The following is a 20,589-nucleotide window of genomic DNA, read 5'->3' as shown; positions in this document are numbered from 1 at the left end:
ATCCTTTAGTTCGCTAATATGATAATATGTTAGCAGATGAAAGAATGAAAATCAATGCTTAACTTCAGCCAGAATTTTTTTAGTCCAAATATCCTTCTCCTCTTTATGAAAAAATCATGAACAATGTATTAAAGGTACGTAATATCTCAAATTCTTTATGTTTGGCATGCTATAATACAAATCAAATAGAGAACAAGGAGATAAAGATGAAAACACTGCGAACTCTATGTGTCCTGATGATTCTTTCAGGCGTTATTTTTTTCGGACTTAAAATAGATGCAAAAGATATAGATATTCCTTTTTTGAACAGTCTTAAAAAAGCGGTTTCTGACAGCGATACAGATACAGGTGCGAATAGCAAAAAGGAGCTGAAGGGAAGCGCAAAGCCGCTTGATGTCATCCTTTACAATCAAATGGACGCGCCCCGGCTCTATAACGGCTGTGAAGTAACAAGCCTTGCGATGGTGCTGAATTACGCGGGATACGACGTGACAAAAAACACCCTGGCAAACCAGATTGCCACAGTGCCTTTGACATACAGCAGCGGATTAAAAGGTAATCCGAATGACGGATTTGTCGGGGATATGGCAAATGGCCCTGGTCTCGGTGTCTACCATCGACCGATCTATCAGCTGGCGAAAACCTATGCCGGAGACAAAGTATCAGATCTGACTGGAAAAAGTATTTCCGCTGTTTATCAGCAGCTTGAAAAAGGCAATCCAGTTTGGGTCATTACGACCGCCAGCTTTGCGCCAGTTGACAACATGCAGACATGGAAAACGCCAAGCGGAACGATAGAGATTACGTACAGCGAACACAGCGTCGCCGTTACGGGATATGATGAGAAATATGTGTATCTCAATGACCCGTATGGCTATAAAAACAGAAAAACCGATAGGACGAGCTTTGAAAAAGCGTGGAAACAAATGGGCAGCCAAGCTGTCGTTATTCAAAAGTAAACATTTGAAATCCCCACTCTGCTCTATCCTGAGCAAACACGACGATATTCATGCTTTTTGTTTCAATCGGTAAGATTGATTCATTTTCCATTTACTTTCCAAAATTATCTTTACTTTCAGGCTGTCTGTTTTTATGATTAAAGCAGATTCAGCCTTGCCCCGATCTATGCGAGAGAAGCCGGTGCAAGTCGCTGACGCTTCTCTTGCAAAAAACGAAGATATCCGGGGAGGATTTTATCATTGAAAAAAATCGTGTCTATCCTATTTATGTTCGGTTTGGTTATGGGTTTCAGCCAGTTTCAGTCATCAACTGCTTTCGCAGCTGACAAAGTGGTTCACGAAACAATTATCGTACTAAAAAATACAACATATGACGGGAAAGGACAGCGGTTTGTGGCAGGGAAAGAACTAGGTGACGGAAGCCAGTCCGAAAAACAAAAACCTGTTTTTCGTGTGGAGGATGGAGCAACCCTGAAAAATGTAGTGCTCGGTGCACCTGCTGCTGATGGCGTGCACACTTATGGAAACGTTAACATTCAGAATGTGAAGTGGGAAGATGTTGGTGAGGATGCATTAACGGTAAAGAAGGAAGGAAAAGTGACCATTGACGGCGGCTCTGCTCAAAAAGCGTCAGATAAGATTTTCCAAATCAATAAAGCCAGTACATTCACAGTGAAAAATTTCACGGCAGACAATGGCGGAAAGTTCATTAGACAGCTTGGCGGTTCAACCTTCCACGTTGATGTGATCATTGATAAGTGCACCATCACAAATATGAAGGAAGCGATATTCCGGACAGACAGCAAAACAAGCACGGTCAGAATGACAAACACACGCTACTCTCATGTCGGTCAAAAATGGATTGGCGTTCAGCATATTTACGAAAACAACAATATTCAATTTTAACAAAAAAGTCCGCTGATGTTTATTCAGCGGACTTTTTCAATCTTTCTTGCATTTCTTCCTTCGTATAGATGATCCTCATCGGATTTCCGCCGACAAATGCCCCGTCAGGCACATCCTTATGGACAAGCGTTCCGGCGGACACAACTGCGCCATCCCCTATTTCCACTCCGGGCAGAATGGTCGTGTTGGCACCAATCATTACTTCGTCTCCGATCAGAACTTTGCCGATCCGGTATTCCTGAATCAAATACTCATGGGCCAAAATGGTCGTATTGTACCCGATGATTGTATTCGTTCCGACTGAGATCTTTTCCGGAAACATGATATCTGGCATCACCATGAGGGCAAAGGATGTATGTTTTCCAACCTTCATCCGCAAAAATGTACGGTACAGCCAGTTTTTCATCCCTATAAACGGTGTATATCTCGCAATTTGTATGACAATGAAGTTTTTAACGACCTTTAAAAAAGGGACCGTTTGATAGACATGCCAAAGTGAGTTAGCTCCTGAGACCGGATGACGATCTGTTTTTCTCACAGATTACTTCACTCCAACAATTTGTAATAGATCACTCATTTTCTCAAGCATAAAATCAGGCTCATGCTTCGCCAGCGTTTCCAGCCCTTTAATCGTCCATGCGACTCCTGCGGTTTTTGTTCCGGCGTTTTTCCCTGCCAGCACATCATGGTAATTATCACCGACCATAATGGCTTCCTCGGGCTTGCTTCCTAGCTGTTTCAGCGCTAACAGCACAGGCTCGGGATCAGGCTTCGCATTTGTCACATCATCAAGGGTAACAACCGTTTCAAAGAATTCGCCGATTCCCGTGAGCTTGAGGCCCATATTGACAGTATCTCTTAATTTTGTTGTCACAATCCCTAGTTTAAAGCCGGATTTTTTTAATGCATCCAGGGTCTCATATACCGTTTCATATTCAGTGACGAGTGAATCATGCATGTCATGATTGTATGCTCTGTACATAGCGATCATATCATCGCATTTATCAGGGTCCATCGAGGAGAACGTTTCAAAAAGAGACGGTCCGATAAACGCAAGGACATCTTCTCGTTTATACTTGCTCGGATAATAATGCTCCAGTGTATGCAAAAAGGACGCGATAATTAATTCATTCGTATTAATAAGCGTTCCGTCTAAATCAAACAGAATCGTCGTTACTTGTTTGTCACTCATATTGCTTCCTTTCCAACCGCTGAGGGTTTCCACTTTTTCCATGTATGCGCAATAGCCATTGTCAGCAGAACTGCTGTGGTGACACGAATCAAAAGAAGAGGCCAGACCGGTATGCCGAGCGGAATAAAGACAAGTGTATCTTCCACGACCGCGTGGCAGGCAACGAGAAATATAAATGCCAATGTCATGTCCCGCTTGCTCACACCGTCATCCTCGACAGCTTTGATCATGACACCCGCTCCGTAGGCCAGACCAATCGTCAGTCCCGCCACCATCGTCATAGACGTATTTTTATTCATGCCAAGCAGCTGCGTAAACGGCGAGAGCCACCTGGAGAACCGATGCAGCCAGCCTAAATCTCTTAAAAACTGGATGATGATCATCAGCGGGATTACTATTGCCGCCAGCTGCAAAACACCAAGTCCGGCTTTCGTTAAAGCCTCGGCCAACATTCCTAGCCAGCTGTCTGGCGCAGTGCTCTTCGCAGCGATAAAACCGTACTGTGCCGTTTCCTGTCCGCCATGCCAAATGAAATTGATGACGATGGCTGATACAGCGGCCAAACCGATACGCACCGCCAATATAACGCCAATTCTGATGCCAACCTTTGCGGCAACTGTCGATTCGATAATCAAGTTATGGCAGAATGAAAGCATAACAGCTAAAATAAAGACTTCTTTTACAGACAAATCCAACGTCAAAATCCCGGCAATTCCCGCATACAGATTCAGCATATTTCCCAGCACAAGCGGAATGGCCGCTTCACCGGAAAGCCCGAAGAGACCCATTACCGGTGTGATCAGCCGTACAAGCCAATCCATGACAGGCGTATGCTGAAGCAAAGTGACCAATAGTGTTACCGGGAAAATGACTTTACCGAGTGTCCATGTTGTTTGAAGACCTGCCGCAAGACCGGCCAGAAAGATCTTCTTCATCCCCCATCCCCCTTTGTTGACGTCTACTCCGCGTACCGCTCCTTCGAGTATCCCTTGACGCGTCTGAAGATGATGGCTGCCACAGCCAAAACAATCAATACGATTGAAATCACCTGAGCAATGCGAAGTGATTCTGTCAGCATTAAGCTGTCAGTCCGCATTCCTTCAATAAAGTATCTTCCGATTGAATACCAAATGATATAGATCAAGAACATCTCGCCTCTTCGCAAATTCGCTCTGCGCAGAAGCAGTAAAACAATAACGCCGACAAAGCTCCATAGTGATTCATATAAAAAGGTAGGGTGATAATATTGCCCATTGATGTACATTTGATTGATGATAAATTCAGGCAGGTGCAGGCTTTCTAAAAATGCTCTGCTGACAGCCTCGCCATGCGCTTCCTGATTCATGAAGTTCCCCCAGCGGCCGATCGCTTGGCCGAGCAAAATGCTTGGCGCGGCAATATCCGCAAGCTTCCAGAACGAAAGGTTTTTCACTCTTGAAAACACATAACCAGTTAAAATGGCGCCAATTAGCCCGCCGTGAATGGCAATGCCGCCCTTCCAGATCTTAATGATTTCTCCCGGATGTGCCGCATAATAATCCCATTCAAAGGCAACGTAATAAATTCGTGCACAAATAATTGCAATCGGAATGGCAAACAAGACAAGATCAATAAACGTATCTTTCTGCAGCCCCCGTTTCTCACTTTCCCTCATCGCAATCCACAGTCCCAGCAAAGCGCCGAGACCGATAATGATTCCGTACCAATGGACGGCTAACGGCCCCAGCTGAAAAGCTATCGGATTGAGTGGTTCTATCGCTTCATTCATTTAACGCCAACTCCTATTCCTCTTGTTCACCGTCTTCAATGACGTCCGCCAGCTTGTTCGTAAATTGCTCAGCGGCATTCAGCCCCATCCGCTTCAATCTAAAGTTCATTGCTGCCACTTCGATGATGACTGCCAGATTTCGGCCAGGACGGACGGGAATCGTCAGTTTTGTGATTTCTGTATCAATGATTTTCATGGTTTCTTCCTCAAGCCCGAGACGGTCGTATTGCTTGCCCTGCTCCCAAAGTTCAAGATTCATGACAATCGTGATTCGTTTATTGCTTCTGACCGCGCCGGCGCCAAACAGCGTCATCACGTTGATAATGCCAAGCCCCCTGATTTCAAGGAGATGCTCAATTAATTCCGGAGCGTTTCCGACAAGGGTATCCTGATCCTCCTGCCGAATTTCAACGCAATCATCGGCGACAAGACGGTGCCCCCGTTTCACAAGCTCTAGCGCTGTTTCACTTTTCCCGACGCCGCTTTTTCCTGTAATCAGCACGCCGACACCATATATATCGACAAGAACGCCATGAATCGCCGTGGTAGGCGCCAGCCGGCTCTCAAGGAAGTTGGTTAATCGGCTTGACAGTCTTGTCGTTTTTAGCGGCGATCTGAGGACAGGCACCCCATTTTTCTCAGAAGCGTCAATCAGCTCCTGCGGGATTGGCATATCTCTAGAAAGAATAATAGCTGGTGTTACATCAGTGCACAGAGACTCCATTCGCTGCTTTTTATCCTCTTCCGGAAGCTGTTCAAAGAAAGAAAGCTCTGTTTTTCCGAGAAGCTGCACGCGCTCTCTCGGGTAATATGTAAAATATCCGGCAATTTCAATGCCTGGTCTTGATAGGTCACTCATTGTAATCGGGCGGTTAATTCCTTCTTCTCCGCTGATTAATTCCAAATTGAACTGTTCCATTACGTCTTTTGTGCGAACCTTTGCCACGATATGTTCCTCCTGTTCCGGGCTGCCCCGAGCTTGCTCACAATACTTTCATTTTATCACTTTCAGGCATGAACCTAAAACAGATTTTATAAAAGGCGGGAAAACACCTCAGCTGGTCTAGATCACTAGTCTGAAAAAGAGTAAAATAAAGGTATTCAAATTCCAGAAAGGCGGATCATCTATGGCAGAGAGTCTTCTTATCAAAGGCATATCGATCGTGACAGAAAATGAAGTAATCAAAAACGGCTATGTCGGAATCAATGACGGAAAAATCAGCACAGTTTCAGCAAAACGGCCCAAGGAGCCATATTCAAAAGAGATTCAAGCACCTGCGGATTCCGTTTTGCTTCCCGGCATGATAGACATTCATATCCACGGGGGCTATGGAGCGGATACGATGGACGCAAGCTTTTCCGCCCTTGACATCATGTCGTCAAGACTGCCCGAAGAAGGCACGACGAGCTTTTTAGCCACAACGATTACCCAAGAGCATGGGAACATTTCTCAAGCGTTGGTGAATGCAAGAGAGTGGAAAGCGGCTGAAGAGTCCTCTTTATTAGGTGCGGAACTGCTCGGCATTCATTTAGAGGGTCCCTTTGTTTCGCCTAAAAGAGCCGGAGCCCAGCCAAAAGAGTGGATCAGGCCTTCTGATGTTACGCTTTTCAAAAAGTGGCAGCAGGAGGCGGGCGGACTGATCAAAATTGTTACACTTGCGCCGGAGGAGGATCAGCATTTTGAACTGATCCGCCATTTGAAAGACGAATCGATTATTGCGTCCATGGGGCACACAGATGCCGATTCCGCATTGCTGTCGGAGGCCGCCAAAGCAGGCGCGACCCATATGACCCATCTTTACAACGCGATGAGCCCGTTTCACCACCGAGAGCCCGGAGTGATTGGAACGGCGCTGGCTCATGATGGATTTGTGACAGAGCTTATCGCCGATGGCATCCACTCCCATCCTTTATCGGCAAAGCTTGCTTTTCTGGCAAAAGGCAGCAGCAAGCTCATTTTAATCACTGATTCCATGAGGGCAAAAGGACTGAAGGACGGCGTATATGAATTCGGCGGCCAAAGTGTGACGGTAAGAGGACGAACAGCTCTTCTTTCAGACGGAACCCTTGCCGGTTCAATCCTCAAAATGAACGATGGCGCACGGCATATGCGTGAGTTTACAAATTGCTCTTGGACGGATATAGCTAATATAACTTCTGCAAACGCGGCCAAACAGCTGGGCATCTTTGACCGAAAAGGCAGTGTGGCAGTGGGAAAAGATGCAGATCTGGTGATTGTCAGTAGTGATTGTGAGGTGATTCTCACCATTTGCCGCGGAAACATTGCATTTATATCCAAGGAGGCTGACCAGATATGAAAGTAATGGAATGTCAAACGTATGAAGAGCTAAGCCAAAAAGCAGCCAGAATAACAGCAGCTACAATCAAAGATAAGCCTGATGCCGTTCTCGGTTTAGCGACAGGCGGCACGCCGGAAGGCACATATCGCGAGCTGATCCGCCTGCACCAAACTGAGAATCTCTCATTTCAAAACGTCACTACAGTTAATTTGGATGAGTACGCCGGACTTTCAAACAACGATCCGAACAGCTATCACTTCTATATGAACGACCGTTTTTTTCAGCATATCAACAGCAAGCCTAACCGGCATTTTATTCCGAATGGAAATGCAGACGATTTGGAGGCCGAATGCAGACGGTATGAACAGCTAGTCGAGACCCTGGGCGGCACTGACATACAGCTTCTTGGCATCGGGCGAAACGGACACATCGGCTTTAACGAACCGGGAACGTCCTTCAAGTCGCGAACTCATGTTGTGACATTAAATGAGCAAACCCGCCAAGCGAATGCCAGATATTTTCCTTCCATAGACAGCGTGCCGAAAAAAGCACTGACAATGGGAATTCAAACAATACTCTCAAGCAAGCGCATTCTGCTGATCATTTCTGGAAAAAGCAAAGCGGAAGCTGTAAGTAAGCTGTTAGAAGGAAACATAAGCGAAGAGTTTCCCGCATCTGCTTTGCACCTGCATTCCGATGTTACGGTTTTGATTGATCGTGAAGCCGCGTCATTAAGACCTTGAAAGGAACATGCTGACTTATGAATATCAATAAACAATCGCCTATTCCGATTTATTATCAGATTATGGAGCAACTAAAAAACCAAATTAAGAGCGGAGAGCTGCAGCCGGACATGCCTCTTCCTTCTGAGCGCGAATATGCCGAACAATTCGGGATCAGCCGGATGACGGTTCGCCAGGCGCTTTCTAATTTAGTTAATGAAGGCTTGCTCTATCGCCTGAAAGGGCGGGGCACCTTTGTCAGCAAGCCAAAAATGGAACAAGCCCTCCAAGGACTGACAAGCTTTACCGAGGATATGAAAAGCCGCGGAATGACACCGGGCAGTAAGCTCATTGATTATCAGCTTATTGATTCAACTGAGGAGCTCGCGGCTATATTAGGCTGCGGGCACCCCTCCTCTATCCATAAAATCACTCGGGTGCGGCTGGCAAATGATATTCCGATGGCGATTGAGTCCTCACATATTCCGTTTGAGCTTGCGGGTGAATTAAATAAATCGCATTTTCAGTCGTCGATTTACGAGCATATTGAAAGGTACAACAACATACCGATTGCCCGTGCCAAACAGGAGCTTGAACCAAGCGCTGCCACCTCGGAAGAAGCACACATTCTTGGTATCCAAAAGGGAGCGCCTGTCCTATTAATCAAACGAACAACATATCTGCAGAACGGAACTGCTTTTGAGCATGCAAAATCCGTATACAGAGGCGACCGTTATACATTTGTCCACTATATGGATCGTCTTTCATAAAAAAAGCCTCCAACCCTTTTAAGGATTGGAGACATGGCGAAAATCAAACTGGTCTGGTGCCGGACGATATGTTTCTTTTTTCGTCTTGAACTTCCAGATCGGTGATTTCGTTTTGCCGTTAAAACTGTCTTCCACGATAATGTACCAATAATAAACAGACTGCGGTTCAAGATGATCCCAGTGGAATTCAGCTGTATCCCCGCTCTTCACTTGCTCTCGTTTTCCGAGCTCTTCATTGGTATATACGTTACATTCAAAATAATCGGTTTCCACCTTTTTGATTCTTGGCTTCAAATCAAGCGAAAGGGAAAATTCATCCTTGTTGCCATAGGTATCCGTATCATAGTAATTCTTATCCTTTACATACGGAGAGTACGTCGATACGTGCACCATGTCATTGGCTTGGTCAAATTGAAGCAAACGCAAATACCCTTGCCCGCCTTCTGGCCCGCCCTGATAATCGGCCAGCATTTGATGCACGAGACGATCCGGTTTCCCATCACCATCATCATCCAACTCATCTGTTTTTCTCATCGCACTATGATAATGCCCGCTCAACACCATCACAACATTCGGGTTCGGCTTTACGATTTCTTTGAATATTTTCTCTCCGATTGGGCTTCTGTTTCCGCTGACCAGCAAATACTCATGAAAAGCTAAAATAGCCATCCGGTCAGGGTGCTTCTTCAGTATCTGATTCATCCACGCGATGTCTTCATCCGTAATGCCCCATCCCATGTAAAGCATGATATAATCGTTGCCGTTGCTCGAAATCAGGTCATAATGCCCGCGGTTGTTTTTATAAGAACCGCCGTAATGCAATTTTTTATCAAAACGATGGCTGCCAAAATATTTGCCAAACGCTCTGTAGGAACCATCCTTATGCCCGACATCGTGATTACCGGCCAGCACGCCGTATGGAATTCCGCTCCTATCCAGAACGGACATTGACCGATCAGCGTTTTTCCACTGTCTGATATCGGCAGAATCATCTACAATATCACCCGTGTGGAACACATATTTGATATTGAGCTGCTTTTGATTATCTTTTATCCATTCGGTCTGTTTATCAAAAATATGCGGATAGCTTTCGGCATAATACTGTGTATCAGACATCCAGACAAATGTGTACATATCCTTCGCAGGAGGAATTTCATCCTGTACAATCACGTTCATTTTCGACTCCCGTACAAAATCGGAGGCGATCACAGACGCTTTCAGCGTAAATGGTTTGTCATCCTTCGCGACAAAGCTGTCAACTGGCTGCCATTCATTTGTCCGATAATTCCAAGCATACATCGTCACCTTTCTCCCCGGCAAAGAACTGCCCTTCCAAACTGCTTCCGCCAAATCATTCTCATCCACGGATTGATCAACAGTCACTTCAAAGCGATGATAAGGGAAAAGCTCTTTCTTTTCTGTCGATACTGTTTTTCCATCAGCAGCTGATACCAGCTCCAATTCTTTATTCGTAAACGGAGTCTCACTTTCCGGCACAAAGCTTTTCGGCGGTTCAGTCAGTGACGCGTGCTTAAATATTTTCACATGATTCCGCGCTGTATATTGAAATCCCCTATAAAAACCAACATCCATGGCATCATTCGTCGGATCCTTCACCCGCACAGAAAGCTTGGCCTTATGCGTGTCAGCTTCGGTGTCTATCACCTCCGGCTGGTCCGGATGCTCTCGTTCAATTTTAAACGTCCTCTCAATAACTGTTTTATTGCCCGCAAGATCCGTTGCCGTCACTTTTAGAGAATGTTTTCCCGGCAAAAGTTCAGAGGATGACGTATGATATGGAAGTGTAATGCTTTCCCCATCTAAAAACGCTTCCGCTTCCTCAATTTTGCTCCATTTATCATACATATCCGCCTGCAGGATAAGGTTTCCTTTATATGTTTGCCCCTCGGTAATATTCGGCTCAATGTGAGGCCCTGAATTATCTACCCTTACAACCAGGCTGACATTTTCCTTGCCGTTGCTTGCTTGAATATGGTGAGCGCCTTCAGAAAGCTTTGATGTGTCCCACTCCAGCAGCTGTGATGTAAACAGTCCGTCAGGCAGATTGAATTGGAATTGCCAGCTTTTACTCGAGCGCTGATTATCGCCAATCAAGAGTTCCCTCTCAGGGGAAACTCTCTCATCCCTGATCACCGTTCCATCCGATAACACCAATCGGGCGTTTTTGACTAAGAAGTCATCACGGTTTTCAGCCGTATCAAACGGTGACACCTTTGAACCCGATCGTATTGTAATACGCTGCAGCTGCTTCCCTTTGCGCAGCAGCGTCTCCGGCAATGGAACAGAATAGGTGCGGTATTTATTTGTCGTATCATCGAACACTTTTAATACTTTGCCTTCCATCGTTACCGCGTTTTTAAAATAAAGATTCGTTTTCCTCGTATCAAACGCAAAATACACTTCTTTCTCCATTGCTGGCTCTGTCACTTGTTTTTTTCCGTCAATCCATAGCTTAATGCTGTCAGCTCGCCCGTCTGTCGTGGCTTTGAGAAATAGAGTTCCCGACAACGTGTCTCTGTTTTCAATATTCAGCCGCAAACCATGCGACTTGCTTGTTTGTTTAATATCAATCATTTTAACAGGCGTTCTTGCTTCATTCATCCCGTCCCCGGCCGCCACGTAATACTCAAGCTGATCTTTCCCAATTAGTTCAGGTGAATACACAATATAATGGTAGAGATTATCGTTGCGGTCTTTTTCAGCAAGAATTCGCTTAAACGGTTTGTTTTCATCCGTCCGGTAGTAAAAAGCTGCTGTTTTCACCAGACTGCGATCCCTTATGTCAGCCCGCAGCTCAATGCTTTCAGCAGGGCGGACAGGCTTGCGGTTAGTCAAATCCTCAATAACCGGCTTTTCTTTATCCAGCTTGATTTTCCGTTTCTGCTCGGGTACCTGTGCCTGTAATACGGTTCCGGGAGACGGATTTTTTTCCCCGATTGAAATGTTCAAAAGTTCTGCAGTTCCGTTTAGCGGATACTTGTAAAGCACAGATGACAGCCGGCGCAGCGCATGTTTCCGATAATGCGCTGCCGAAATATCCTTTCCTGTATTCGTTGATATTACAACCGCCCGCGGCCTCGTATTGGCCATACCCTCTGTCTCGTCTATCACCGCAAGATTTTTTCCTTCTATTAATTGTGTCTGATAATACCGATTGAAATCCTCCGGCGTCAATTCTGGATGCCCGGCAGGCTTCAGCCAGATGACAAACGTTTCGCCGGATGGTATCAAGATCTTTTCATCAGGTCTCCAAATCAAATCGGAGTCTGGTCCTTCTTTTGGGTAGCGGTAACGGATATGGTAGTCTTTAAAATCAATCGTTCTGTCAGTCGTATTATAAATCTCAATAAATTCATAACCGTCTGCGCGTCCTATGTTCTTCGTATCAACCGCCAGCTCTGTGATCAAAAGCTCTGGAATATGCGCAAGGTCAGCCTGGTATCCTTCAAGCTTCAGTTTCTGCGTCTCCGACTCCACCCGCTGCTTCCCATTCGACATCACAATGTAATACTCAAGCTCGCTGTTCCAAATCAAACGTTTCGGAATTTGCGCCAAAAACTTGCGGACCGCCCCGGGTGTCGGATCCATCGGCACCATTTTGTAGCCCAGCTCATTACTTTGTTTGTAAAAAAGAAAGGCGGAAAATGCTTGATACGAATTGTCGCGAACTTGAGCCTCAATCATTAGGTTGCTTCTCATTTCAGCTTTCACATCAATTTGAGGAGGATTTTCAAGCAAAGGTATGTAATGAGGCGTTTGAAATAGTTCCTGCTGTATAGCAGGAACGGCTTTCGATTCATGATGGCCGCCAGATAAAACGGATAGAAAAGACAATAGTACTGAAGCGATAACTGTGTATTTCCTCACCAAAACACCTCCCTTTTCATGTATTTTGCGTCTGAACAGGGAAGCTTATGAGTTCATTTTTGTGCATAAAGAACAAAAAAACGTCTACCTCTTGAAAATCCCACTATTACCCAGTAAACTAAGGATAGTTAACCAGTTAACAATTAAATCAGAGAGGCAAATTGATGGACAACAGCATTCATGATGAATTATTTCAAGCTATACAACAATTCGCATTAAAAAGGGATAAACGCGTCTGGCAAAAGGTGCAGATACCATCCATTGGCATATCCTCACAACATCACGATCACCTCAAAAAAGACTGGACTTTGACCCAGCTTCACATTGTTTCCTGCATACATACCAGCCAAAATGTGAACAACAGCTTCTTAGCATCCCGTTTACACATCTCAAAAGCCGCTGTTTCAAAAGCGGTTCAAGCTTTGTTGAAACACAATATCATTACAGTAACCAAAAAGCCTGGCAACAAAAAAGAAATTTTTTATACGCTAACTGATAGCGGCAGAAAATTGGCGGCATTACATGAACAGCTTCATGAGAAAGCAAAGGAGCAATATAAACAGCTTTTCAATGAATTTTCAATTGATGATTTAAAAACAGTGACTGCGTTTTTCAACTTGTGGATCAAATATATGTAAAAAAAGTCTCACCCGCATGGGAGAGACCTTTCAATCTTATTGAGCCCTGTCAAACGTAATATGAAGTGAAACAGGTCCGCGTGTATACAGACCGGACTCAGCATAACGAAAACCTTCCTCTAACCTGATATTCCGCATTTTATCCAGCACAATATTGGCTACAATCTCGATTTCGGTTTTGGCAAAAGCTGCTCCTACACAGTTATGGATGCCAGATCCGAAAGCGAGATGCCGAGCGGCGCCGCTAAAAGCGCTCTTGATGCCGAGATCTTCCCGATGAATATTAAACACGTCAGGATGTTCAAACGCTTCTGGGTCCCGATTAGCCGCTCCAATCATACAAAAAACAATCGTATCTTTTTTGATTTCCATACCGCCGACCACCGTATCCTGGGACAGCTGCCGCGGAATCAGCTGAACCGGCGGTTTATAACGCAACGTCTCCGCAATGGCTCTTGGCACTAGCGAACGGTCAGCCAAAACATCATACATCTGCTCGGGATTGTTGAGCAAATGATATATCATCAGTGCCAGCGTCTTATCTGCCGGTTCCGTTGCGGCTAACAGCACATTCAAAATCAGTGCCAGTATATCCTTGTCCGACATCGCCATGCCTTCATATTCAGAAGTGCATAGGATGGAAATTAAATCTGATCCCGGATTGACGCGGCGTTCCTCAATGACCGGCATCAAGTAATCGGAAAGCTGTTCGCTGCACCATAAAGAATGCGCCCGCGCTTCAGGAGTCTGAAAGATACTCGTAATAAAATCGGCAACTCCGCTGTGCCACTCAGCGATTTTTTCATGATCTCTTTTATCCAGCCCGAGCATGTCCATCGTGACACACACCGCAAACGTCTTTCCAAAATCATTGACGAGATCGATTCTCCCTTTTTCTAGATAAGGATCTAATAAGTTTTCTGCATTTTGCTTAATCAATGGAGACAGATGGTCCAATGCGTCCCCTACAAAGCTTCTCACTACAATTCTTCTTTTTGCGGAGTGTTCTTTCCCATGCATTTGGGCCAGTACAGGACCGCGCATGACGGGTTCAGCGCGCTCAACAAGTGATTTTGTCGTGAAAATATCTGGATGCTGAAGAATATAGCGGACGTCTTCATAGCGGCTGATAAAATAGCTGTCTATCGACTCTTCATAATGAACTGGATCTTCCTCCCGCAGCTGTGAAAAATAAGCATATGGATTTTCTTGAAATTGGTCAGAAAGCACACTAAACAACTTAATTGATTGATTCATGTTTACTCCCCCTATCATCCTTCAGATGTGATCCGTGTTTCAGAAAGCATCTGCGCCGTTTCCTGCACAATGAGATACCCTTGATTAGGCCGCATACGAATAGAAAATTCATGGTTACTGATCTTCTCACCGAGCTTCCACGGACGATGATAAACTAGGAGTGTCTCTTCCACCTCAAGAATATCCGGAGCTCCGAGAAAAAACGGCAGCTCTGCAATGACATATTCCACAGCCAAATTCAGCATATCCTCACTGACCTCTTCCATTATCAAACTGATTCCGCGCGCACGACCGATCATCGCTTCACGAGACATGTCCAAACAAGCATGCCGAAAATGAGGATCCTCAAAAAATGCATGTTCAACTTCTTGTCTCATCAGCTGATAAGCTTTGTTTTCCGTGAAATCAGAAAATGTATGGATCGCCTTCGAATCCCCGCCATGAGCCGCAAGAGCCCTTTCTGCAAATCTTCTGTTTCGCGATACCTCTTTTCTTACCTTTCGTTCAGCCTTGCCTCTGGGAGTGCCGAGCGCTTCGAGAAGATTAGCCGCCTCATGCCCCGCAAGCAAAACGGAAACGCTATTAAATTCAGCTGTTGCCCATCCAATCAACCTGTAAATATAATCCTCAGAAAACCTGCTGTTAAATGGGCTGATCCCCACCAAAACATGCCGGCGCCGTTCAAATATTTCTCTGCAGTTTTGTGTCAGTGACTCAGCAGTAAAAACTACAGGCTTTCTTTCCGTCACCATTTCGGTCATCTCATTCACCTCTAAAAACTTATCCCGCTTTAAGTCATCACCCTCAAAAATGAGATAGAATAACTGGCACAACTGAACAAGACGAATGGCAGGCAGCACTTAAAGTTTCTAAGTGAATTATTTTAAGTTTCAAAACTTCTTTTTTCATATTCATGTCATAATAAATGTTTACTAGTAAACATTAGTCATTTTATCCCTTATTGTTCCACCCGTCAATAAGAATAGTACATATTTTTTCAAATAAATGTAAATATCACATTTTTCACACACTTTTTACACTCCTATTCAGCATGACATAACACCGGATAAAGTTTAAACACCAGCAATTGACAACGAAGGCAAGAAAAGATAAAATAAAATCGTTCACCAGTAAACAATTTTATTTATTGTTTTATCGTAAACTATTATTCCTAAGAAAGAAGGTAGCCTATGCCTGATTTGACAAAGCAGATGATATACGACATATACGTGAGAATGCTGCACCTTAATGAACAAAAAGCGAACACTTCACTTCAGCAATTTTTTAAGGAGGCTGCAGAAGAGGATGTGATTGATGTGATTGATATCCCTAAAAATATCACAAGCATTCATGTCATTGACTGTATCGGCCAGCATGAACCCATTAACAACGCGGGGATCGCCAGGAAAATGAATTTATCGAAAGCGAATGTAACGAAAATCAGCACAAAACTGATCAAGGAAGAATTCATTAACAGCTATCAGCTGACAGATAACAAAAAAGAAGTTTATTTTAAATTAACCCGTAAAGGCAGACGGATTTTCGACTTACATGAGAAACTGCATAAAAAAAAGGAGCAGGCTTTTTACCAATTCCTCGATTCATTTTCGCATGAAGAACAAAAGGCTGTATTGAAGTTTCTAGAGCACTTGACGTCAACACTTGAAGCAGAACAAACCGATAGGACTTCGAACAAACCTGTAAAGTAAACTAAAAGGCGGTGTACACTTTGGCTCATACAAAATCAAAGGCATTGATCTTATACACTGTTTGCTTCAGTGCATTTTTTGCATCTTTAAGCCAGAACATTTATTCACCTATTCTCCCGATCATTAAAGAATCATTCCATGTTTCCGCAGCTATGGTGAACCTGTCAGTCTCAGTTTTTATGATTGTGACAGCAATAATGCAAATTATATTAGGAGCCATCATTGATTTTAAAGGCGCTCGGATCGTCTTGATTACCGGTATTCTGGCAACGGCAGCAGGCAGCATCGGCTGTGCGGTGACTACTGACTTTACTTTGTTTCTGATATTCAGAATGATACAGGCAGCCGGTTCCGCAGCACTGCCTCTTATTGCTGCCACAACGATCGGCCAGCTGTTTACGGGCAGTGAACGCGGGAGTGCAATGGGAACGTATCAAATGCTCCTGTCCGCCGCACCGGCTATCGCCCCAGTTCTAGGGGGATTCATAGGAGGAGCAGCCGGGTACGAAGGGATTTTTTGGATCCTTACGGCCATCTCTATCGTTATGCTGGTGACAAACAGCATCGCCTTTCCTAAAGATTCTCCTACTGGATCTAAACAGCAAGCCAAAGGCAATTTGTTCGCTCATTATAAATCAATATTTACAAATCGAACAGGAAACGTCATTTTGACTTTAAGTTTTGTTCTCTTTTTCATTTATTTTGCGGTGATCGTCTACCTCCCAATATTGCTGACAGAGCACTATCATATTGATGTAAGCATAGCAGGACTGCTATATTTGCCGCTGGCGCTGAGCACGATTGCAGGGACGTTTCTGTTTAAAAGAATACAGGCAAAGATCGGGCTGCACCCCTTGTTTATTAGCAGCAATGTGATCGCGGCCATCAGTATCATCTTGTTTGCTGTTACACATTCCGTTTCTCTCATTCTCATGGCTCTCACACTGGCTCTGTTTGGCATCTCAATGGGGGCCATTCCTCCATTGTACTCCACAATGATCACCAATGAATTTGAGAAAAACAGAGGGAGTGCAATCGGAATGTTTAACTTTATCAGGTATACAGGGATGGCGGCAGGTCCAATGGTATCAGCTTATCTGCTTACACTAATGCCGTCAGCCATGTCATTTGGACTTTTAGGAGTTGTATTTGCTGTATTGAGTTTCTGCCTTGTGCCCCACATGCAACGCTCGCAGAATAACATCAAACACCACATGTAAAAAAGCTGCCTTTGCGGCAGCTTTTTTTTATTTTTTTCTAAGCGGCTCTAAAATGCCTTTTTGAATCAATAAATGAAATACCGACAGGATAACGGATGCCCATATCGCTGTGCCGAAGCCGTCGATTTGAAAACTGTCACCCATGATGGACGCAGTCATCATCAGCGTGATGGCGTTAATCACAAACAAGAAGAGCCCAAGCGTCACCATGGTGACCGGCAGTGTAAAAATAATTAAAAGCGGTTTAATCAGCACGTTTAAGATCGATAAAATGAGGCTGGCGATAATCGCTGCCCCAATGCTGCTGATATGGATGGAGTCAATATATCCATCAATGACGATTAATAACAATGCATTGACTAAAATGCTGACTGCCCATTTTACCATGTCATTTCATATCCCTTTCTGACGGGACGATAAAAATCCAAATGATATAAATGAGCAAAACCGGTAAGACACTTGTCATAATTGCTAAGATGACAGTTATGACTCTGAGGAGTGATGCATCCCAATTGAAATATTCCGCGAGACCTCCAATGACACCAGCGATTTTCTTGTCTTTTTCTGAGCGATAAAGCTTATTCATTCGATCACCTCTGTGAGTACTTTAGTTTGATGGCGCCTGTTAATGATTCTGAGAAGACGGTGATGTTTTGATCATGTGCCTGATTTGAAGTGAACATCATTTCTTTTTGAATGGTTTCATTTTTTTCCTTCAGCATCTCAACATCCATTAATTCATGGGACAGCGAACCAAGATTGCTTTTCAGCTCTGCCTTCACTGCGAGATCGTCTGGAATCGCAAGCTCCACACTCCCAGTCGTTGTTTTTGCATAAATGGAGCGGCAGTCTGATTCTGTGACGTTAATCGCAATATTTCCGTTAAAGCTTTGAACGTCAATGGATTCGCTTTTCCCTCGGAGATCGATCAATCCGTTAATGGTTTCCGCTTCTATCGTTCCGCAGCTGTGGCTGGCGAGCTTAATTTGCCCGTTGGCCGTTTCAGCAATGGCTTTTTCAGCTGTTAAATGCGAGAACGACAGCACGCCGTTTGTCGTTTTCGCTGAGAACTCTTTTACATGTAAATGTTCCCCTCTGATCGGTCCAATAAACAGCTTCACCCGAATCTTATCATACTCCTTTTGAGGAATATACAAAGTGACATTCGTTTTCATCGTCTTTTTCTCAGTACGGATAAAAAACTTATTTCCTTTGATTTCGCATTCAATATGCTGAAGAAATGCATGTCTCGCCGCATCCTGGCTGTCAGCGCGATATACCTTTGCCTGGCATTCCGCTCTGATATCCTCATCTTCCCAAGGGACGATATTCACGCTGCCATTGGCAATTTGCAGCTCGACACTGGAAAAGTCAGTATCTTTAAATTGAAAAATGTGCTGAACATCATATGCATGGCCGAAGTTTAAATCAAGGTCAACTTCCTTGACCTTTTTCACAGCAGAATCAATCCAGTCAAATAGCTTGGCTCCTAAAGACGGCTTACCGCTCTCTTTTTTTGCCGTTGTAAATGGCTCTTCCTCGTCATGAACGTGAACTGAGAGCGCTGTGATTTTCTCTTCTTTTTCCTTATAGTCGCTGTCAAGTTTTTCAATCAGTGTCAAAGCCTCTTGTGCGGTAAGCTTCCCGTCCTCAACAAGCTTAAGGATTCGTTCCTTTTCTTGCTTCATTACGATCTCCTCCCCATTGTCTACTTATGCTGCACGCAGGACCTTAATGCCCTGAATCACATTCCAAATGATAATGCCAATGACAACCAAGAAATAAATAACCGCTCCCCCAATGATTACAAATACGGGAAGAAGGCTGTCTCCATCAATCGCAATAGCTCCGCCAAGTAAAGCAATAAAAAGGAACAGCCAGCCGACAAACGGAACAATGTGAGAAATAAGAGAACGTATCGCATGACGTTTTGTTTCTTTCTCATTTACTACAAAATAAGCGACAATCGGCACAATGATTGGCGCAATGAACACACTGAAGTAACAAAGTGATGCAATAATAGCTTGATTACGGTTCAATTCATTCCACACTCCTATTGTGAATTGTCCATGACAAAAGATCAGGGACGTTTTACTTATTTATACGTTTAAAATCTCTTCAGGTTTCAAATTCATTCTTTAGACATGCTCCGATTTACGGAAATTGGATTTTAAAAAGTTTTAGAAGTAGAATCTTCCGGCTATACCGATTACAATATGTAAAAAGCTTACGGCAACCAAGGAGGCTGGACAAGCAATGGAGAAAGATCCCAGTGACTATACAGTAACACAAGAATCCGTGTTAAAGCTGATTCATGAACAAAAAAGAATGAATCGTGAAATGATCGCCGAGCTTGAACAGATTCACGGACCCTTCCCGATCTCTCACGATATCCAATATATAAAAGTGCTCCTCGATAGCAGCAGCACGCATATTGTTCAAGATTTAATGAGTGTAAGTAAGCAGCTGTATAAGAAGACTTTATAATTGCAGAAAACATTTCATCATTATAACTGAAACAAAGCTAAAGGTTAGATGATAATATCTTGCCTTTTTTGTTTTGAAAAAACAAGTGATTCCCTAGCTGTCACACCATGATTGTAACAAAAAAAGCCTGCCGGCACATCCAGTTAATGGACTCTGTCGGCAAGCTGTGACTATCAGAAAGAGATAGCCGTTCAGAATTAACGTAACAATTGAAGCACGTTTTGCGGCTGTTGGTTTGCTTGAGCAAGCATCGCCTGAGAAGCTTGAGAAAGAATGTTGTTCTTTGTGAACTCGCTCATTTCTTTCGCCATGTCAACGTCACGGATACGAGACTCAGCAGCTGTCAGGTTTTCACCAGAAGCCCCTAAATTGTTGATAGTGTGCTCTAGACGATTTTGTACCGCACCAAGTTTAGCGCGTTGGTTTGACACATTGTTGATAGCAGTATCAATACTTTCAAGTTGAGTATCAAAAGGAGTATTAGCAAAATCTGTTACATTAAGTGCGTTTACTCCTAAAGCAGTTGATGACATGCTGTCAATATTAACTGTAAGCTGCTGGCCAGCATTTGCTCCAATTTGGAAAGGAGTGAAACCATCAGTTTCAGTACCATCTAATAACTTTTTGCCGTTGAATTCAGTACGATTTTAAATGCCATCAACTTCCTCAATAAGCGCATCCATTTCATCTTTAATTGTACCAAGATCTTCTGCTTGTTGTGTACCTGTGTTTCCTGCTTGAACAGTAAGTTCACTTCTAAACCTATTATGCCG

General features: G+C 44.0%; 21 protein-coding genes and 1 pseudogene. 9 read left to right on the top strand and 13 right to left on the bottom strand.

Translation table 11 applies throughout. From position 1 onward, the window contains the following. Positions 1 to 206 precede the first annotated feature (206 nt). Both ACQXR1_RS02145 and pelC read left to right on the top strand, forming a co-directional pair. The gene (locus ACQXR1_RS02145; protein ID WP_069838639.1) at positions 207 to 959 is read left to right on the top strand and encodes a C39 family peptidase; all 753 of its coding nucleotides are present in this window, start codon (positions 207 to 209) and stop codon (positions 957 to 959) included. Between the two features lie 240 nt (positions 960 to 1,199). Then, the gene (gene pelC / locus ACQXR1_RS02140) at positions 1,200 to 1,865 is read left to right on the top strand and encodes a pectate/pectin lyase PelC (protein WP_430771651.1); all 666 of its coding nucleotides are present in this window, start codon (positions 1,200 to 1,202) and stop codon (positions 1,863 to 1,865) included. Between the two features lie 19 nt (positions 1,866 to 1,884). Here pelC and hprF read toward each other — a convergent pair whose 3' ends face one another. From hprF to hprK, 5 genes are read right to left on the bottom strand one after another with little or no spacing between them, the layout of a single operon-like run. Beyond that, positions 1,885 to 2,403 carry a heptaprenylglyceryl phosphate O-acetyltransferase gene (gene hprF / locus ACQXR1_RS02135; protein ID WP_306289441.1) on the bottom strand — a complete coding sequence of 173 codons (519 nt, stop codon included), beginning with the start codon at positions 2,401 to 2,403 and terminating at the stop codon, positions 1,885 to 1,887. A gap of 3 nt (positions 2,404 to 2,406) precedes the next feature. After that, positions 2,407 to 3,057 carry a pyrophosphatase PpaX gene (gene ppaX / locus ACQXR1_RS02130; protein ID WP_430771650.1) on the bottom strand — a complete coding sequence of 217 codons (651 nt, stop codon included), beginning with the start codon at positions 3,055 to 3,057 and terminating at the stop codon, positions 2,407 to 2,409. Continuing rightward, complete coding sequence (locus ACQXR1_RS02125) at positions 3,054 to 3,992, bottom strand: nucleoside recognition domain-containing protein (RefSeq protein WP_430771649.1); 939 nt, start codon at positions 3,990 to 3,992, stop codon at positions 3,054 to 3,056. The genes ppaX and ACQXR1_RS02125 overlap by 4 nt, the downstream gene beginning before the upstream one ends. A gap of 23 nt (positions 3,993 to 4,015) precedes the next feature. Beyond that, the gene (lgt, locus tag ACQXR1_RS02120) at positions 4,016 to 4,825 is read right to left on the bottom strand and encodes a prolipoprotein diacylglyceryl transferase (protein WP_014665518.1); all 810 of its coding nucleotides are present in this window, start codon (positions 4,823 to 4,825) and stop codon (positions 4,016 to 4,018) included. 13 nt (positions 4,826 to 4,838) lie between these two features. Beyond that, the gene (gene hprK, locus ACQXR1_RS02115) at positions 4,839 to 5,771 is read right to left on the bottom strand and encodes an HPr(Ser) kinase/phosphatase (protein ID WP_014665519.1); all 933 of its coding nucleotides are present in this window, start codon (positions 5,769 to 5,771) and stop codon (positions 4,839 to 4,841) included. Positions 5,772 to 5,952: 181 nt separating this feature from the next. Here hprK and nagA point away from each other — a divergent pair, with 181 nt between their 5' ends. The 3 genes from nagA to nagR are packed head-to-tail and all read left to right on the top strand — an operon-like array spanning position 5,953 to position 8,617. Next, entirely contained in the window at positions 5,953 to 7,143 is a 1,191-nt protein-coding gene (gene nagA, locus ACQXR1_RS02110; RefSeq protein WP_430771648.1) for an N-acetylglucosamine-6-phosphate deacetylase, read from the top strand. Continuing rightward, on the top strand, positions 7,140 to 7,868 hold the full coding sequence (gene nagB / locus ACQXR1_RS02105; RefSeq protein ID WP_430771647.1) for a glucosamine-6-phosphate deaminase: 729 nt from the start codon (positions 7,140 to 7,142) through the stop codon (positions 7,866 to 7,868). Before nagA ends, nagB begins: the two co-directional genes overlap by 4 nt. Positions 7,869 to 7,885: 17 nt before the next feature. Beyond that, entirely contained in the window at positions 7,886 to 8,617 is a 732-nt protein-coding gene (nagR, locus tag ACQXR1_RS02100; protein ID WP_243571555.1) for an N-acetylglucosamine utilization transcriptional regulator NagR, read from the top strand. Between the two features lie 18 nt (positions 8,618 to 8,635). On the opposite strand, the gene ACQXR1_RS02095 is transcribed toward nagR, so the two are convergent. Beyond that, positions 8,636 to 12,505 carry a metallophosphoesterase gene (locus ACQXR1_RS02095; protein ID WP_430771646.1) on the bottom strand — a complete coding sequence of 1,290 codons (3,870 nt, stop codon included), beginning with the start codon at positions 12,503 to 12,505 and terminating at the stop codon, positions 8,636 to 8,638. 164 nt (positions 12,506 to 12,669) lie between these two features. Between ACQXR1_RS02095 and ACQXR1_RS02090 the strand changes: the two genes are divergently transcribed. Then, positions 12,670 to 13,143: a MarR family transcriptional regulator gene (locus ACQXR1_RS02090; RefSeq protein WP_168781654.1), complete on the top strand. Its 474-nt coding sequence runs from the start codon at positions 12,670 to 12,672 to the stop codon at positions 13,141 to 13,143. Positions 13,144 to 13,179: 36 nt separating this feature from the next. On the opposite strand, the gene cypX is transcribed toward ACQXR1_RS02090, so the two are convergent. Further along, positions 13,180 to 14,400, bottom strand: coding sequence for a pulcherriminic acid synthase (gene cypX, locus ACQXR1_RS02085; protein WP_069838630.1), 1,221 nt, complete (start codon positions 14,398 to 14,400; stop codon positions 13,180 to 13,182). A 14-nt stretch (positions 14,401 to 14,414) separates the two neighbouring features. Then, on the bottom strand, positions 14,415 to 15,161 hold the full coding sequence (gene pchC / locus ACQXR1_RS02080; RefSeq protein ID WP_069838629.1) for a cyclo(L-leucyl-L-leucyl) synthase: 747 nt from the start codon (positions 15,159 to 15,161) through the stop codon (positions 14,415 to 14,417). 429 nt (positions 15,162 to 15,590) lie between these two features. Here pchC and ACQXR1_RS02075 point away from each other — a divergent pair, with 429 nt between their 5' ends. Both ACQXR1_RS02075 and ACQXR1_RS02070 read left to right on the top strand, forming a co-directional pair. Continuing rightward, complete coding sequence (locus ACQXR1_RS02075; protein ID WP_243571557.1) at positions 15,591 to 16,109, top strand: MarR family transcriptional regulator; 519 nt, start codon at positions 15,591 to 15,593, stop codon at positions 16,107 to 16,109. A 20-nt stretch (positions 16,110 to 16,129) separates the two neighbouring features. Then, complete coding sequence (locus ACQXR1_RS02070; RefSeq protein WP_243571558.1) at positions 16,130 to 17,329, top strand: MFS transporter; 1,200 nt, start codon at positions 16,130 to 16,132, stop codon at positions 17,327 to 17,329. A gap of 27 nt (positions 17,330 to 17,356) precedes the next feature. Here the strand turns inward: ACQXR1_RS02070 and ACQXR1_RS02065 are convergent, their stop codons facing one another. The 4 genes from ACQXR1_RS02065 to yvlA are packed head-to-tail and all read right to left on the bottom strand — an operon-like array spanning position 17,357 to position 19,368. Continuing rightward, positions 17,357 to 17,716: a phage holin family protein gene (locus tag ACQXR1_RS02065; protein WP_003228066.1), complete on the bottom strand. Its 360-nt coding sequence runs from the start codon at positions 17,714 to 17,716 to the stop codon at positions 17,357 to 17,359. Position 17,717: 1 nt separating this feature from the next. After that, complete coding sequence (locus ACQXR1_RS02060; protein ID WP_014665524.1) at positions 17,718 to 17,915, bottom strand: PspC domain-containing protein; 198 nt, start codon at positions 17,913 to 17,915, stop codon at positions 17,718 to 17,720. Positions 17,916 to 17,919: 4 nt separating this feature from the next. Further along, entirely contained in the window at positions 17,920 to 19,017 is a 1,098-nt protein-coding gene (locus ACQXR1_RS02055) for a DUF4097 family beta strand repeat-containing protein (RefSeq protein ID WP_430771645.1), read from the bottom strand. A 24-nt stretch (positions 19,018 to 19,041) separates the two neighbouring features. Beyond that, on the bottom strand, positions 19,042 to 19,368 hold the full coding sequence (gene yvlA, locus ACQXR1_RS02050) for a protein YvlA (RefSeq protein WP_014665526.1): 327 nt from the start codon (positions 19,366 to 19,368) through the stop codon (positions 19,042 to 19,044). A gap of 217 nt (positions 19,369 to 19,585) precedes the next feature. Between yvlA and ACQXR1_RS02045 the strand changes: the two genes are divergently transcribed. Continuing rightward, positions 19,586 to 19,816 (top strand): hypothetical protein, encoded by a 231-nt coding sequence (locus tag ACQXR1_RS02045; protein ID WP_095431971.1) that lies wholly within the window; start codon positions 19,586 to 19,588, stop codon positions 19,814 to 19,816. A 197-nt stretch (positions 19,817 to 20,013) separates the two neighbouring features. Here the strand turns inward: ACQXR1_RS02045 and ACQXR1_RS02040 are convergent. Further along, a pseudogene (locus tag ACQXR1_RS02040) lies at positions 20,014 to 20,568 on the bottom strand (flagellin); the annotation flags it as partial. Positions 20,569 to 20,589 lie beyond the last annotated feature (21 nt).

Origin of the sequence: Bacillus sp. ATD, assembly GCF_050585765.1 — a bacterium.
In the GTDB taxonomy this organism is placed as follows: domain Bacteria; phylum Bacillota; class Bacilli; order Bacillales; family Bacillaceae; genus Bacillus; species Bacillus stercoris.
The sequence above is the reverse complement of the archived record's forward strand: the minus strand, read 5'-3'. Positions and strand labels throughout refer to the sequence as shown.